We start from the raw sequence: 13,980 nt of genomic DNA, 5'->3' as shown, positions 1-13,980 counted from the left end.
CTCGAACCTTTTCATTGACGTCGGAGGTGTTCTGTAGTCTCAAGCAGAGCCTTTGCATAGCTGGTCGAGCATCGCTGCACCCACGCCTCGCCAACCCAGAAAATCCAGCCGGCCAGCATGATGCCGACCGACCCACCAGCCACCAGCATCAACGCCGTCGGTTCGCTCGTGCCACACGCTGGGTCGGGCAGCCCGCGCCAGGCGATCGCGACAAGGGAAAGCAGGCAGATCAGAATGCCGTAGGGCTTGAGGCCGTACAGGTTGCGCGCCAAGCCGTAGTTGATGTTCTCGGTCAGCACGAGCGGATAGTCCTTCGCCGACCGCGTGGCGCTCCGCAGATAGTCGATGGCGCTTTCGTAAACCTGCATGGCCCCCCGTGGGTCGCGGCGTTCCTCCTCGGCGCTCGGCATCGGGTGTCCGAGTACCCCGGCCAGGAACGCGCGGTAGCGTTCCTTCGTCGGCACGGCGAACGTGGTGTCGGTGTGCCGGAGCAACAGCGCGGTCGGGTTCCCTCCCCACTTCGCCCACATCCGGTCCTGCTGCCGCTGGCCGACATACCGGGCGAACTTCGCCAAGACGATCTGGGCACCAACGGCGGTCGCGATGGTCAGCAGGGACTGCACGGACTTCCATTGCTCGGGCCCGGCGGCGGCCAAGGCGAGGGCGGCGGGAAGCAACGTGAAAAGCGCTGGAACTTGGCGCGCCGTGAGTTCGTACTTCATTGGTCGTCACCACCACAGGAAAGGGCAATCGCCGGCCACGGGCCGTCGGCCTGGATGAGCATCAGAGTGGGCATGCCGATGATTCGGTTGTCCGCCGCCATTGCCGACATGGTGACCACATCCTTGCCCGAGGGCCTGGGGCAGCCATCCGGGTGGCTGTGCCACGTGCCGACGAGGTGGAGCCGTCCGGCGCTCCGGCGCAGCAGCGCCGCCGCCGTCGGGCACTGGTCCACGCTCGCCAAAGCGAGGTCCGATGCCGTGCCGGAGGTCCCCGGCGGCGCCGGCGTCACCGCGACCACGGTCACGCGCTTCAGATCACGGTCCCAGCCGCCGAACAGGTAGCCACCGGTCTCGGCTGGAAGCGCGGCGCCGCGCAGGGTGCGGATCCGTTCCAGCGCCTCGGGATGGACGCGCACGGACCAGCCGATATCGGGCCTGACAAACTCATGGAAAGCCGGCACGTCGTACCAACGCCAGCCGCGTGGCTGCAGCCGGTCGTTCAAGGCGTTGATGCCGACCCCAGCTCCCGGAACCGCGCCTTCGGCACGCATCGCGTCGACCAGCGAGGGCATGAACGCCGTAGCGTGCAGGTCCACCGCCCACTTCGGCAAGCGCACCGTGGTCGACGCGCAGCCGAAGCCCACGATCATCTCTTCGAGTCCAACCTGGCCGGCGTGCTCATTCCGGAGCCATTCCTTCACGGCATCGTCGCGGCCGTACAGCGTGCAGAGCACATGGTAGAGGTCAAAGGGGTCCGGATTGTGCGTGGCGGCCCCCACGCACAATACCCCAAGGCGCCCTTGGTCGAAGATCTCCGCCCGTATCACCCGACGGGCCGGCGTCAAGGCGCACAGTCGCGACCGGACCAAGGCGTTGGCCGTCGCGTCGACCAGCACCCGGGCGGAGGTCAACTTCGACTTCAGCTCTTCGTCCGTCGCGCTGATCACGTCGAGAGTGTGCCCGCGCACCCAAAATTCAGCTTTACGGCCGAGGAGATCCGGAGCGCCCTCGGCGGCAACGGGACCGAGGGCCTTGGCGAAGCCTTCCGCCCATTTGGCCTTGGGACTGCCGATGTCGGCGAAGAGGGCGCCGTGGCGGGCAAGGTTGTGGGGCTCGATGAAGTCCTTGTCGAAAACGCTGAGGTCGTCGAGGCCCGCCCGCAGGCCGAGGTCGACTAGGGCGCTGCCCAGCGCGCCGGCGCCGAAGACCGCCACGCCGGCCAGCGGGGGCACGCCACTGGTGTGACGGAAGACAGCCGGGCTGGCCCACGACCTGGGCGCACACTGGATCACCGCGTTGGCTTCGTCGGCCATGCCACGCTCCGTGGGCCCCGTGATCAGATAAGCAGCAAGCTCGTAGGAGCGGGCGAGTGGGTCGGAGGACAGCCCCTGCATGCCCGGCATCAGCGGGCGCGGACGCCGGATGGCGACCAGCAACAGCATTGCCTTGTCATGGTTTTTGATCCGGCGCACGACGTTCTGGGCCTCGACGCTCACGATGGCCGCCGTCGCCCGCTCGCGCAGGCCAACCGGCGCGAGCCGCTCCAGCAGGTCGCCGAGCTTTTCCACGTAGCCGAAGGTCGGCGCTTCCGTCGCCTCGTGGTTCCACACGAGCGCCCAGGGAAAATGCTCGCACCGCAGGCCGGCCTGACGCTCGTCCTCGATGTAACGACTTCGGGCTTCGGCCAGCGGAGAAGGACAGCCGCGCCCTCCCTCCACCGCATGCACGGCCGGAATCGCATAGGTCCAGTGCTCGGTTCCACGCGCCACGCCGGCCACGAAGCCATCTGCCGCTCCTCCGGCGGCCAGTTCCTGGACAAAGGCCGGATCGACCAGGAGCGCGACGGCGCGGCGGCCCTGCGGCAACGACGCCAGGGGCACGGGGTGCCAGCCGTCGGCGTCCAGCGACCCGGCCGCCGCATCGACCAGCCATTGCCGCAAGCGTTGGACGACGCCGACAATGCCGAAACGCTGGTAGATGTCGTTTAGCCCGGCCAGGGAAAGGCAGAAGCTGGCCGGCCAGCCCTCCGGAAACGGGTTGAGATGCTTAAGGTCGCGCGGAAAGTCGTCACGCCCGCTCAGAACCACCGGGGCCATGCGCCCAACCTGCCCCGCATCGGACCAAGCCAGGATGATGGGCTCGGGGTTCTGGAAGGACACGACCGGCTCCGGCAGGCCCGGGGCGGCCATGCCGAAGCGGATGTGGAAACGCCCCCACGGCGCCTCCGCGTCCGCTTCGGCGCGCCACACCTCCGCCGTGCCGCTCACCACGCCGTCGACGCGCTCGATTCCGGCGATTTCGTAGCGGGCGGCCGCCGGCCACGCCTCCGGGGCGAGCTTCAGCCAGGCGTCAGCCATAGCCCCCACCCCGGCCGACCGAGGAGGCGACCGCCGGCGCGGCGACGGCCTTGGTTTCGGCTCGGAGGGACGGGCCGAGGATCGTCAGGTCGAACACCACGTGCTCGGGCGCATTCTTCGAGTCGCCGCCGGTGACCAGGAAGCGCTTGCGGTCCTCCTCGGTGACCTTCTTGAGATCGTCGGTGCGCGCCAGGATCTTGTGATACCGGTTGCGGGCGTGCGTGCTCGGCGGCGTGGCCCCCCGTCCGAACTTGCGGCTGGACGACACGATGAAACCGTTGCCCTGCTGGCGTCCGAGGGCGTCGAGCGCCTTTTTCGACTCCTCGAACTCCTCGTCCTTGTTGGGGTTCGAGACGCGCCCGATGGAGCGCCGCGAACAATGATGCGGGGCGAGGAGAATGTGCCAGTCCAGCGCATTCGGGTCTTCGGTGAAGATCTCGTCATGAATGCGTTCCAGGACGTCCACCGTGGCGTCGCCGAGCAGGAGGATCTTGTTCGCCCCGCCCCAGACGTTGACCGTCCACTGGATGCCGAGGCTGGTGCGGTTGCAACTCTCCCGCTCCTCGCCCTCCTTGGGCTCCGGGATGTCCGCTTCCGCTTTGGTGGGCGCGAGGACCCGCCACTGGGCGTTGCCGATCGTTCCGCTCACCTCCTCGTCGTCGACGCTGCGGATGGCGAGGCGATTGCCGTCCTTCTTGCCCTCCTCGGTGCCCATCAGCTCCTTGCGCCGCTTGATCTCCTTCAGCAGCGGCTTCGATTCGTCGGTTTCGTAAGCGCCGTTGGCCGCGTACGGGCTGCACCAGATCTCCTTGATGAGAATCAGGGGATCGCCCTCGTCGGGGTCCTCGTCCCAATCCTCAGGCTTGCCGAGATGGAAGATGTCGCCGGCGCCGCGCACATGGTCCTTATCGGGATGGGTCAGCACAAACAGGTCGAGTTTGTTGTCCGTGCAGGCTTCACGGATTTTCGGCGCAAAGTCCGGCTTCTCGTCGTCGTTCGGATCGGCGTTTCCCTTGCAGTAGTGGATGTCGGTCATGATCGTCGTGCCACCAGCCTCCAGCAGCACGCTGTCGCCGTTGCCCGATGCGAAAAAGCTCACCTTGTGGGCGGCCATGGTTGCTCGCTCCATTCGATTAAAAAGCCAGTTCGGTCTCAGGTTTCGGCGGGACGGTCAAAGGCCCGAATTAGGGCCGGCCCCTGATTTCAACCTGCCGGGCCACACAGTCCGTGAGCCCGGAAAAATCGACCGCGGTGGTCCTACCACCTTGGCGCGGAACATAGCAGCAACCTGGGCCGGCCGCAAGATGTTGAGTCTAGAGACGTAAGAACGGCACAACATATCGTGTACGTATCATACATTCGTATGTGTCGGCTGCGCGGCGCATACAAAATTCAGCAAGCGCCACCCGTCGCCGCAGCCCCACCGGACACACCCGGCGGCTTGTCAATCCCCGGCGCCCTCTTCTGCCAATACCCCTTCCATTCCCGGGACACTGGATGCGACAAAGCCATTTGCCCCAGTTCCGTATAGGTCGCACCGTTGTCGACACGCCGTCGGTCGGACCGGTACGCCATCTCGAAGGCGTAGCGATGCAGCAGCCGGCCACTGATCCGGTGATACTGGCCGATCTCCCCGCGGCGCATGCGCGAATGGAACGACTCGGCCTGGTTGGTCGAGACATCGCCCTCGGCGTACTTCAGGCGATGATTGATCCGGTGCATCTCGTAGCGGGCGTGCAGCGCGTCGTAGGAGCCATGCTCGTCGGCATAGACCTTGGTGTCCGGAAGCAGATGCTTCGCGGTGGCGGCCAGCACCTCTTCGGTGTTCTCCGATCGGACGACGACTGGCACGGTCGCCCCGCCGCGCGCAACCATGGTCAGCACGCACTGTTTGCGGGTCTTTGCGGTCTTTGCGTCGGGACGCTTGCCTTCACGGCCGGTGTTCGGCGGGCGCACATGGCCGCCGTAGTAGGCGCCGTCGATCTCCACCTCGCCGCCGAGTTTCAGCCCGTTGCGGGCGTGGTCTATCGATTCGCGCAGCTTGTGCAGCAGCACGAAGGCGGCTTTGTAGGAGATACCGATATCGCGTGAGATCTGCAGCGCCGAAATGCCCTTCACCGCGTTCACGAACAGGGCGATCACGCCCAGGTAGTCGCGGAGTTCGAGCTTGGCGGAATGAAAGATCGTGCCCGAGGTCACCGAGAAGGTCTTGCGGCAGGCCGAGCACTTGAAGATCTTGCGAGTCCGGATGTTGTAGCAGCGCGGGCAGTCGCAATGGGGGCAGACCGGCTCACCATTGGTGTCGGGCCATCGCAGCTTCTGAAATTCGGCGACGGCCTCCTCCTCGGTCATGCGCATCACGCGCTTGACCGAGAGGGTGCGGGCCTTGGCCGTTTTCAGGAAGTGCAGCGGCATCGGGCAGTTGGCGTCATCGATTTCGATGACGTTATACCGTCGTTCTCGTTCCGTTCCAAGTCCGAACGTCATCGATTTCGATGACGTTCGGACTTGCTCAGGAGGCCAAGCGTGGATCTCAGTACCCTTCCCGAGGATGCCTGGCGGGAGGCGGTGGTCAACTATCTGAAGGAGGCCATGCGCGCTAAGGGCGTCGACTACCCGGAGCTTGCCCGGCGGCTGAGCGCCGCCGGGCTGGAGATGGACCGGGTTTCCCTGGCGAACAGGATCAACCGTAAGGGGTTCACGGCTGCATTCTTGCTGCAGGTGATGGCGGCGCTCGACGAACGGCCAGAGTGGCTCGCTCAGGTGGCGGAGCACCGACCGCAGGATACCAAAACCTGACATGCTCAGCCCTCCGAATTGGTGCCGCTGGGGCGCGGTAAGCCCTGCGGCAAAAACGCCGAGAGTTCGGACACCACCTCGGTTTGATCACCATCGGCCCGAATGAGTTGGTACCGGTGACCGATCTGCTTGGCGAGGCCACGGCGGACGAGGCGCTGCATCACCTGAATCACCGTTGGACGTAGGGGATCGAGGCCATGGGACCTCAAGGTCCGCATCAGCTCGCTGACTGTGATCGGCTCGCCGAGGTCGCGCATGAGATCCAGAATCGGCCGTTGCGTCGGTTGTCGCTGTGAGCGGTATTCGCTGCGCGGCGGCGGTGAGGGCTCGCTGGCCGGAGGCGTGTCGCCCGCAGAATAGTTGGCGGCATAGTCGATCCCGGCGGCCATGCCCGCTAGGAATGTGCTGGCTTGGCGCAGCTCGTCCGCCACCTCCCGTAGCTTTGGCGGCTCGGCGCTCATGACCGCCTCCATGCGGCGACGCGCACAAGCGTGCCGGCGCGATCCGAGTCGTCGAACTCGATCGGCCCCTGCCACGCGATAAACGGGTATTTCCCTGGGTTTGCCAGTTTGGAGGCCCACGAAACACTGACCCCGAAGAACTCGGCTGTTCTGGTCGGCTGCCATCCCTTACGCCATGCCGCGCAACGAATCATTCCGACGAGTACTGGATTGGCACGGATTATTTTGGACACGGAACAAATACCTCCTCGGCGCGTCAAGCCGTAGACTTGACACGGCAGGTGTGTTCAGCGATTGTTCCGATTACGTAACTGACGCGTATCGGACCTTACCGCTTGGTTGAGGTCGGGCGAGGGCTGGCCGGTGGTACGGCTGGCCCATCTGCCTCCATGAGGCGCTGCTGCGCTCCGGCTCGGCTACATGCCGCCTCTCCTATATGTAAGGAAATCAGGGTGCGCACCGCTCACGGTGCGTGGCGGATTCTGACTGCGCTTAGCAATTGAAACAGCAGAAACGGCGTTTGTTAAGCCGAATCTTCGGGCATATCCCGCAATTTTTCAATCGTCAGCGCCGCGCTCACCCTCAATGACGTAATCTGCAAAGGCTTATGAGAGCCTGATTTTTGCAAATTTCACTGTTAGCGAGCGCCGCTCCGTCATGGGTATTGTACCTATGCGGGTATAGGAAATGCCACGTCTTAGAGACAGTCAATGGGATACTATCCGATACAGTGTTCGGAATGAACAAGGGATGGAAAAAGTGCGGCCGTGGCGAACGCCGTTCGCATGGGGCCAGGACGGCGATTGCCACATTGAATGGCACGCCGCCGCGACGGATATTGGAACGGTTTTGGGAACGGTTTTGAGACGTCGAAGGGAACGGTTTTGGAACGTCGAAAGGAACGGGAATGGAGACGGGAAAGAACGCCCACGGCTTTTCCCTCGCCGTTTTAAAAGAACCATCGTTTTGAGATCGCAATGAATGGTGCGTGCCGTCGCAACGCTGCGCTTGTTTCTTAGCGAATGTACGCTGACGGACCTGCTGGCATCGTTGCCAAGATGTGCAAGGATTCCTGAACTCGACGCGCGAACAATCTTCGGCAAAAGACGCCGCACACCCTAACCGATTCCAACGACTCCTCTTTCTCGACTCAAGGGGCTTGACCGTCGCAAGGAACGGAGTCACATCTAAGGCTGACTTGCTGAGTGGAGTTGTCAGGCATGTCGGGAGCCCCACAGAATACGACGCTGAACGAGCCCGTCAGCCCCTATGAGGCTGCGCTCGGCAAGGCGTTGGATGATCTGGCCCAGGCTCGCGCCGACATCGAGCGCGCGCAGGAGGAGATCGCTTTCGCAGAGAGAAGGCAGTCTGACCTCGCGCAGCTTGTCAGCCATCTGATTGAACTCATCCCGGCGGGTCGACGCGCTGCGTATCTGACGCGCCTCTCCGAGGTGAAGGGAGGCCAGCCGGCATCGGCTCCGCGGGGCGGCGCTGTTTTTGACAACGTCGTGCGTCTTTTCCGTCAAACCGACCAGCGAGAATGGTCGGTGACGGAGGTCAAGAAGGAGTTGGAAAAGCAGTCCGGCCCCGTCGATGCGAAGGCGCTGCACAACGTGCTCTATTACCTGTACCGTCGCGGCGATCTCCGCCGCGTCGGGCGTGGCATGTACCGCGTCATGAGCACTGGCGTCGGCGTCTACAGCGATGATCCGCTGCTGGACCAGATGACCCGGACGGAAGGAGAATTCGAAGACTGAAACGGCCAAGCAAGGTTGCCCTTGCTTGGCCGTCAACGAGATGCCGTTGCGTTGGTTCGAGCGCTTCTGACGCGACCGTCCCGCCCCTTCAGCAATCCCGTGGGTCGCATCACGAGAATTATGCCGAAGGTGCTTGGGGGGCAAGGGAAAATAGCGCTTACCACCCGTCCTAGAGGAGGGTCGCGTGAGCGATCTGCCCGAGGCGCCGCCCGGCAAAGTGTGGATTTGCCGGCCTTTCATTACCGTGAAGGGCCGTAGGATCTACGCCGCTGCTTATGGCAGGCGAGCTTTTTGCTTCCTGGTGGACGCATAAGGCTGACGGGGTGAGTTCCACTCACCCCGTCCCCCCGCCTGATCGCGAAACAGGTTGCGCGCTTCAAACCCGGCTAGGTTGGCCGGCTTGAGTCCCCGTTTGTCTCATCACCAAAGGTATGATCAATGGCAAAGCAGCCGAAACACCACGGGCAGCCGTGGACCGACCAGCAAGTGGATCAACTCCGCGACTTGGCGAAGGGGAACACCCCGACCCGCGTCATGGGCCTGAAGCTGGGGCGCACCCCTGAAGCTGTGCAGAGCAAGGCGACGCAGGAGGGGATCAGCCTCAAGCCGGTCAACCAGCGCCCCTACGGCACGAAACCCCGGTGAAGTAAGATCCCAGAACTTCATCTCGGTATCCCCTTCCTGTCCGTGCGGATAACGAGTACCGAGAACGTCAGACCATATAAGGCAAGGAATAAATCTAGATCAAGCTTGGTAAGATTGGGGCAATATCCGCCGCAAAATCAACAAGTAAACAATCATGAGCATTATAACCACAAAAGGTGCTTGACCATGGGCGTTGGCGAAGATTTTAAGTTCTTTTGTGACAGCATACGCATTGGTAGCGAAGAAAGGACAACGATATCAGATCGTTGCGGACGAATAACCCGTCGTCTCAATCTGGACTTCCGCTCGGCAGTATCGGATACTGCAAACAGCTTGTATGTCGGTTCATACGGGCGCGGCACCGCAATCAGTGGACTATCCGATGTGGACCTTCTCTACGAGTTGCCCAACGCAGTTTACCATCAATATGATAAGTATCAAGGAAACGGGCAATCAGCTCTGTTGCAGGCTGTTCGAAATTCCATCCTGAACACCTACGCCAATACATCTGTTGGCGGTGATGGGCAAGTCGTAGTTGTTAGCTTTTCGGATGGCATGAAGGTTGAAGTGGTTCCTGCATTCCTGAATCAGGATGGAACAAGCTTTACCTATCCAGACTCTAACAATGGGGGTTCTTGGAAGGTTACCAACCCACGCGCAGAAATACAAGCCATCTCGGACCGTGATAAGAGTTGCAATTGGAACCTTCGGGAACTCTGCCACATGGCGCGATCCTGGAGAGATTATTGCAGCGTTCCGCTATCTGGGTTGCTTATTGACACGCTTGCTTACCAGTTTATTGGGTCGTGGGAGTATCGAGATAAATCGTATCTATATTATGACTGGATGAGTCGGGATTTTTTTGCGTACCTAATGTCTTTGAACGGTGAGCAGCTCTATTGGCGAGCGCCTGGCTCTAATCAATATGTGTGGAGTCGAGGAAACTTTACTCACAAAGCAAAAACCGCTTACAATAAATCGCTTGAAGCAATAAAGGCTGCTTCGGACAACTATATTTGGACCGCACGGACACGGTGGCGAGAGATCTATGGAACAAGTTACCCCACGCCCTGACGAGGAGGCTGCGTACGACCTGCTGGAGCAGCAAGTGCGTGAACTTTATGGCCGAGTCATTTACAGTCATAAGACACACGAAAAGGCTGCCGAATCAGACCGAAACAAGGCCAACGCCGCTAAAGTGCTGCAGATTAGCCTTTCCGCACTCGTTACGGCTGGCGCCGTAACAGCCCTTGTGGTCAAGGATTGGGCTCCGATGGTCACGGCGCTGCTTTCTGCAACCCTGACAGCCCTCAACGCTTATCTGAAGAATCTTGATCCTTCAGCAAGCGCCCAGAAGCATCGGGGAGCCGCTGCGGAGTTGTGGACAGTTCGGGAAAGCTATCTCTCGCTCATCACCGATTTGGCAATGCGAACGATTTCCATTGATGACGCTCGCCGGCGGCGTGATGAGTTGCAAGATCGTTTGGGGGCAATCTACAACACGGCCCCACCGACGGACGCTTCTTCTTATAAGAAGGCGCAGAAAGGTTTAAAGCAAGCTGATGAGCTTACCTTCTCCGAGGAAGAAATTGACAAATTTCTCCCTCAGGCCCTCCGGAAAGCGGGACGTCAGCGCAAATAATAGAGAGCTTGGGAGGTCAATCGCTTATCAGGAAGAGCGCATATTGACTGTTTTGTGTGTGGCAATGCTGACGCCAGTATTCTATTTCTCATAGCATACAGGAAAAAAGGTGGGTAAAAATGCTCCAACAAAAGTCCGTTAAACTATCGATGGCGCAAAAATTCGTTCTAGCATTCCTTTGTGTTGTACTTGTTATGATAATGGCATTCGTTGTCAAAGAGCTTCGTGGATTTGTTTTTGCAATGCCCGGCGCTGTCGCGAGCGGGGTATTGATAGAAAACAATTGGGAGCCATGGCAGCTATATTTTGGACTGACAGCTTGCATTGCATTTATCGCTGCGGTTCTTTTTTTTATGAGCCGATACAAATACCTGGAATCGGTGTGCCTCGTCCCTGCGATGCTCATGTCGTTCTCGTCTGTGGCAGCCGTCCTGATTGTTGTAGCAGATTACGCGCTCTCGGAACGACCGGATGACATGGAGGTTGACATAACGAAAAAATATGCTTTCGTGTCCGTTAAGTATTCCCGTAGCACAGAGAACGGTTATCAGCAGCTGGTCTTCATCGGTCAGCAGCACATCGCCGATCTAGAGTATTATAGATCGCTTAATAGCGAGGTATCGCGGTTGTTAGCCGATGGATACGTCTTTTTTTATGAAGACACAGATGCGCTTGATGCGCGTCCTAGCGTAGCGGATAAATTCAACACCATTTGGTACAATGAATTATTCCGCCATCGCTTACGCATTGATGTGCTTCGTCAGCCTGTTCATTGGCCGGGTATGGATATGGCGCGATGGGTGAGAAGGGATTTGGGAAAAAGCTCTCCAGAGGTTGCCTCTCTTTCATCAGATCTGACCGACAATGAGTGGTGCGAGGCCGTTTTTTCGGCGCGTGATAATTTTCTTCTTCAAGGGATTATTAACAATAAAGAGAAAAAACTTGCCATCGTTTATGGGTACCATCACTTTCATATGTTGCGCAATCGACTTGCTGCGGGTGGTTGGGTTGAAGAACAGCCACCTCAATTGCGCCCAGAGGGAAGAATAGAACCTAAAGTTGATGAAAAGTATTGTAAAGGCATATAGAATTCTGAGCTCTGAACGTGTCGAGAACTGGCTTGCTCATATCCGATAAGGTTGATTTGTCATGAAACAATGGCGGTAGATGTAAATGGTTTTGACGTCTTCCTCTGTTCGATTCTTCGGTCCGCTAACCACACCTACGTGTGAACCGGCGACCTATGGTGTCGATGCCGGTGAAGTTCCGGCCCCTCCCCAACCCTGGTGGTTAGGTTGATGCTGCTTTGTTGCTCTCGGTTTTCCAATAATAATGGAGTTTCCAGCCATGCGAATTTCGAAATGGATTGCGCTCGTTTGCACATCGCCAGGGAAGAGTGAGGCGGGTTTTATCCTGTGCGTGGCGATTGTCGCGTTCTTCGGTTGGTCCTGGAAATTTTTGGTTTTTCCTTTTTTGCTGATGGTTGCTTTTGAAGTTTCCAAATACTGGCCACGGCGGATGAGCAAGGAGATGTCGGAAGTCGTCATGAAGCAGCCGGTCGTCCATTTCACGACACCAGCGCAGGCACTGAAAATGGCTCGTGACGGTGCCAGCCTTCCGGGCGGCAAGCCCGGTTGGGTCCATATCCGCCCATCGGCGGGCAGATTGGATGCGGTGGGACTTGGCGGCCGGAAAGCCACCTACGCCTTCTCCGGCTTTCCGACCCCGAACGTTTGGCTCCGCAACGTCGGCAAGCATGCTACAGCGGCCATCGTAATCCAGCCCTCCGCCCTTAAGGAGGTGAGATACCGCACCGGTGACGGTGGCCTCATGCTCCTCGGCGGATATCATGGCCCCGCCGAGATACGGATGGTCCGGCCGGACCGAAAAGGTCAGCGCATGGTCTTGGAGCCCACCTGATGCGGAATGCCGTTCGTCGCACGCCCAAACCTACGGACCAAAGCATGCCAGCACCCTATCCATCTCCCACCCCCATTGCCCTGATCCGCGAGCGCATGCGTGAGTGCCGGGTCTCGTTATTGGACACGGAGGTCATGCTCGACAGCTACTCTCCGGAGCCATTCAGCCTAGGGGCATTTCGGGAACTCGTGCACCATCCTGGTGCCCCTGTGCTTTGCGGCTGCATCGATGTTCCAATCCAGGCTGTGGTCGCGCTGGGCAGGGCGGACAAACTTCTGGGGAACCGGGACACTTGGCGGACGATCGTCAACAAGGGGGTTCACGGCCGCGGCTGGACCCATGGCGTCTTCGACTATTTCGACGGCGACATCATGGATAAGGATTTCCCCGCCGACGGAGCGACGGGAATGCTGAAGCTTTCCTGCATCGGCGGCGCCGTCACGTGTGCGAATGGCAACCATCGCCTGGCGGGGGCCGTGGCCTGGATCGCGTCCACCCGGCCGCACGATTCCGTGCTCCGTAAGGTGTGGGTTGACGCGACTCCGGTCCGGCGAAACCTCGTCGCCAGCATCCTTGAACTCAGATCCCGCGGCGCGAAATTCGCATGCGCCCACGGCTTTGTGGAGGGGCGCCATGAATACGTTCTCCGGGTGACGCGATGGGGCATTGCCAGGACCTACTGCATCCGCGGAGGCGTGCTTGAACGCTGCTACGACTGGCGGGAGCGTTCTGCTCGGTGGCGCCGTCCTCTTGACCATGAAGGAAGCTGGCACTGGTGGGCGATTCCGGACTCGGTCCTGAACGCCTGGTCCAACAGCAGTTGGCTGGACCGGCAGGCCGCGAGCCTGAGCGAGAGAAAATACGCCTGATCGGGTAGGCGATCGTGCTCTCGATGCTCAGGCAGCCTTAGCCGTGTTGCCGCTCCGTCTTGATGCCGCGTCTTGGGCTCGATGCAGGGCGGCGATCAGAACGCAGCCCGACCCCAATCAGGTTACGGGCGCCCCTACGGGGACGGTGGAAGCCGACGGAACGATCGGGGCCACGTTCCAGTAATGGGCGGCGAACTGGAGCGCCCGGATCGTCGGGAACACCTCCGGCACTGCTGCGTGCTCGATTGCCCGGCCCGAGAGCGCGATGCGGATCTCGGCCATGAACTCGACCATCGGGACGATACGACCGCCGCCGATGGTCCGCCGGTTGGCCGTCGAGCCATAAACGAGAAGCGCCACTTGCTCGATGTCCTCGGGTAGGTCCATCCCAGCGAACAGCCGGGGGATGTGGCGTCGCCCGGCTTCGAACTTCTTCGCATACCGCTCCTCGCGCTTGGCCCAGCTGTTGCTGTCCATGGAGGGCTCGACGTGGACCAGCCTGCGCTTGCCCGGGTGGTAGGCGACAACATCGAGCTCGCAGTCGTGGCCGCCGTTTGGGCGCGGGCCCACGAGGACGTTCCGGCGAACGAAGTAGCCGGAAAACTCGAACCACTCGGCGACGAGGGTCTCGAGAAAGTTGGACATGACGGCTCCGCCTTGATTACCGGCTTTTTTTACCCTTCCAACGGCGCCGGGGCGAGGGGCTCGGCCCAACGTTTGCGTGCTGCGGCAGATCCGGTCCCTGCAACCGCCCGGCACCGGCGTCCTGAACGACTGGTCTGCACGCTGAACGCCGCGTTCCTGGCCT

General features: G+C 60.5%; 13 protein-coding genes and 1 pseudogene. 8 read left to right on the top strand and 6 right to left on the bottom strand.

Annotated elements, in window-relative coordinates; genetic code table 11:
* Positions 1 to 11: 11 nt before the first annotated feature.
* The 4 genes and pseudogenes from J2852_RS03980 to J2852_RS03965 all read right to left on the bottom strand — a co-directional run.
* The gene (locus J2852_RS03980; protein ID WP_209871296.1) at positions 12 to 722 is read right to left on the bottom strand and encodes a hypothetical protein; all 711 of its coding nucleotides are present in this window, start codon (positions 720 to 722) and stop codon (positions 12 to 14) included.
* Positions 719 to 3,079 carry an anti-phage 6A-MBL system cap2_3 protein gene (gene cap2-3 / locus J2852_RS03975; RefSeq protein ID WP_209871293.1) on the bottom strand — a complete coding sequence of 787 codons (2,361 nt, stop codon included), beginning with the start codon at positions 3,077 to 3,079 and terminating at the stop codon, positions 719 to 721. The genes J2852_RS03980 and cap2-3 overlap by 4 nt, the downstream gene beginning before the upstream one ends.
* Entirely contained in the window at positions 3,072 to 4,193 is a 1,122-nt protein-coding gene (gene mblB / locus J2852_RS03970) for an anti-phage 6A-MBL system MBL-fold protein (protein WP_209871290.1), read from the bottom strand. The genes cap2-3 and mblB overlap by 8 nt, the downstream gene beginning before the upstream one ends.
* A 344-nt stretch (positions 4,194 to 4,537) precedes the next feature.
* Positions 4,538 to 5,494, bottom strand: a pseudogene (locus tag J2852_RS03965) (IS1595 family transposase); the annotation flags it as partial.
* A gap of 111 nt (positions 5,495 to 5,605) precedes the next feature.
* Between J2852_RS03965 and J2852_RS03960 the strand changes: the two are divergent.
* On the top strand, positions 5,606 to 5,878 hold the full coding sequence (locus tag J2852_RS03960) for a DUF6471 domain-containing protein (RefSeq protein WP_209871286.1): 273 nt from the start codon (positions 5,606 to 5,608) through the stop codon (positions 5,876 to 5,878).
* A gap of 5 nt (positions 5,879 to 5,883) precedes the next feature.
* On the opposite strand, the gene J2852_RS03955 is transcribed toward J2852_RS03960, so the two are convergent.
* On the bottom strand, positions 5,884 to 6,339 hold the full coding sequence (locus tag J2852_RS03955; protein ID WP_209871283.1) for a hypothetical protein: 456 nt from the start codon (positions 6,337 to 6,339) through the stop codon (positions 5,884 to 5,886).
* A 1,220-nt stretch (positions 6,340 to 7,559) separates the two neighbouring features.
* Here J2852_RS03955 and J2852_RS03950 point away from each other — a divergent pair.
* The 7 genes from J2852_RS03950 to J2852_RS03920 all read left to right on the top strand — a co-directional run bounded on the left by J2852_RS03950 (position 7,560) and on the right by J2852_RS03920 (position 13,172).
* A complete protein-coding gene (locus tag J2852_RS03950) occupies positions 7,560 to 8,096 on the top strand; it encodes a hypothetical protein (RefSeq protein WP_209871281.1) in 537 nt (178 codons plus the stop codon).
* Positions 8,097 to 8,534: 438 nt separating this feature from the next.
* Positions 8,535 to 8,741, top strand: a complete 207-nt coding sequence (locus tag J2852_RS03945) for a hypothetical protein (RefSeq protein WP_209871276.1) — start codon at positions 8,535 to 8,537, stop codon at positions 8,739 to 8,741.
* 186 nt (positions 8,742 to 8,927) lie between these two features.
* Positions 8,928 to 9,815: an SMODS domain-containing nucleotidyltransferase gene (locus tag J2852_RS03940; protein WP_209871273.1), complete on the top strand. Its 888-nt coding sequence runs from the start codon at positions 8,928 to 8,930 to the stop codon at positions 9,813 to 9,815.
* Positions 9,790 to 10,383 (top strand): SLATT domain-containing protein, encoded by a 594-nt coding sequence (locus tag J2852_RS03935; protein ID WP_209871270.1) that lies wholly within the window; start codon positions 9,790 to 9,792, stop codon positions 10,381 to 10,383. The genes J2852_RS03940 and J2852_RS03935 overlap by 26 nt, the downstream gene beginning before the upstream one ends.
* Positions 10,384 to 10,502: 119 nt before the next feature.
* Positions 10,503 to 11,471, top strand: coding sequence for a hypothetical protein (locus J2852_RS03930; protein ID WP_209871267.1), 969 nt, complete (start codon positions 10,503 to 10,505; stop codon positions 11,469 to 11,471).
* A gap of 259 nt (positions 11,472 to 11,730) precedes the next feature.
* On the top strand, positions 11,731 to 12,303 hold the full coding sequence (locus J2852_RS03925) for a hypothetical protein (RefSeq protein WP_209871263.1): 573 nt from the start codon (positions 11,731 to 11,733) through the stop codon (positions 12,301 to 12,303).
* A gap of 134 nt (positions 12,304 to 12,437) precedes the next feature.
* Complete coding sequence (locus J2852_RS03920; protein WP_209871259.1) at positions 12,438 to 13,172, top strand: hypothetical protein; 735 nt, start codon at positions 12,438 to 12,440, stop codon at positions 13,170 to 13,172.
* A gap of 117 nt (positions 13,173 to 13,289) precedes the next feature.
* Here the strand turns inward: J2852_RS03920 and J2852_RS03915 are convergent, their stop codons facing one another.
* Positions 13,290 to 13,817 (bottom strand): hypothetical protein, encoded by a 528-nt coding sequence (locus tag J2852_RS03915; RefSeq protein WP_209871256.1) that lies wholly within the window; start codon positions 13,815 to 13,817, stop codon positions 13,290 to 13,292.
* Between the last annotated feature and the right edge of the window lie 163 nt (positions 13,818 to 13,980).

Source organism: Azospirillum soli (genome assembly GCF_017876165.1).
GTDB classification, from domain to species: Bacteria; Pseudomonadota; Alphaproteobacteria; order Azospirillales; family Azospirillaceae; genus Azospirillum; species Azospirillum soli.
This window is presented reverse-complemented; position numbering and strand designations above follow the sequence as displayed.

Coding starts and splice junctions, on each gene's coding strand:
- J2852_RS03955 (WP_209871283.1), bottom strand. CDS start 6,339: ATGAGCGCCGAGCCGCCAAAGCTACGGGAGGTGGCGGACGAGCTGCGC.
- J2852_RS03920 (WP_209871259.1), top strand. CDS start 12,438: ATGCTCGACAGCTACTCTCCGGAGCCATTCAGCCTAGGGGCATTTCGG.
- J2852_RS03945 (WP_209871276.1), top strand. CDS start 8,535: ATGGCAAAGCAGCCGAAACACCACGGGCAGCCGTGGACCGACCAGCAA.
- J2852_RS03930 (WP_209871267.1), top strand. CDS start 10,503: ATGCTCCAACAAAAGTCCGTTAAACTATCGATGGCGCAAAAATTCGTT.
- mblB (WP_209871290.1), bottom strand. CDS start 4,193: ATGGCCGCCCACAAGGTGAGCTTTTTCGCATCGGGCAACGGCGACAGC.
- J2852_RS03940 (WP_209871273.1), top strand. CDS start 8,928: ATGGGCGTTGGCGAAGATTTTAAGTTCTTTTGTGACAGCATACGCATT.
- cap2-3 (WP_209871293.1), bottom strand. CDS start 3,079: ATGGCTGACGCCTGGCTGAAGCTCGCCCCGGAGGCGTGGCCGGCGGCC.
- J2852_RS03935 (WP_209871270.1), top strand. CDS start 9,790: ATGGAACAAGTTACCCCACGCCCTGACGAGGAGGCTGCGTACGACCTG.
- J2852_RS03915 (WP_209871256.1), bottom strand. CDS start 13,817: ATGTCCAACTTTCTCGAGACCCTCGTCGCCGAGTGGTTCGAGTTTTCC.
- J2852_RS03950 (WP_209871281.1), top strand. CDS start 7,560: ATGTCGGGAGCCCCACAGAATACGACGCTGAACGAGCCCGTCAGCCCC.
- J2852_RS03980 (WP_209871296.1), bottom strand. CDS start 722: ATGAAGTACGAACTCACGGCGCGCCAAGTTCCAGCGCTTTTCACGTTG.
- J2852_RS03925 (WP_209871263.1), top strand. CDS start 11,731: ATGCGAATTTCGAAATGGATTGCGCTCGTTTGCACATCGCCAGGGAAG.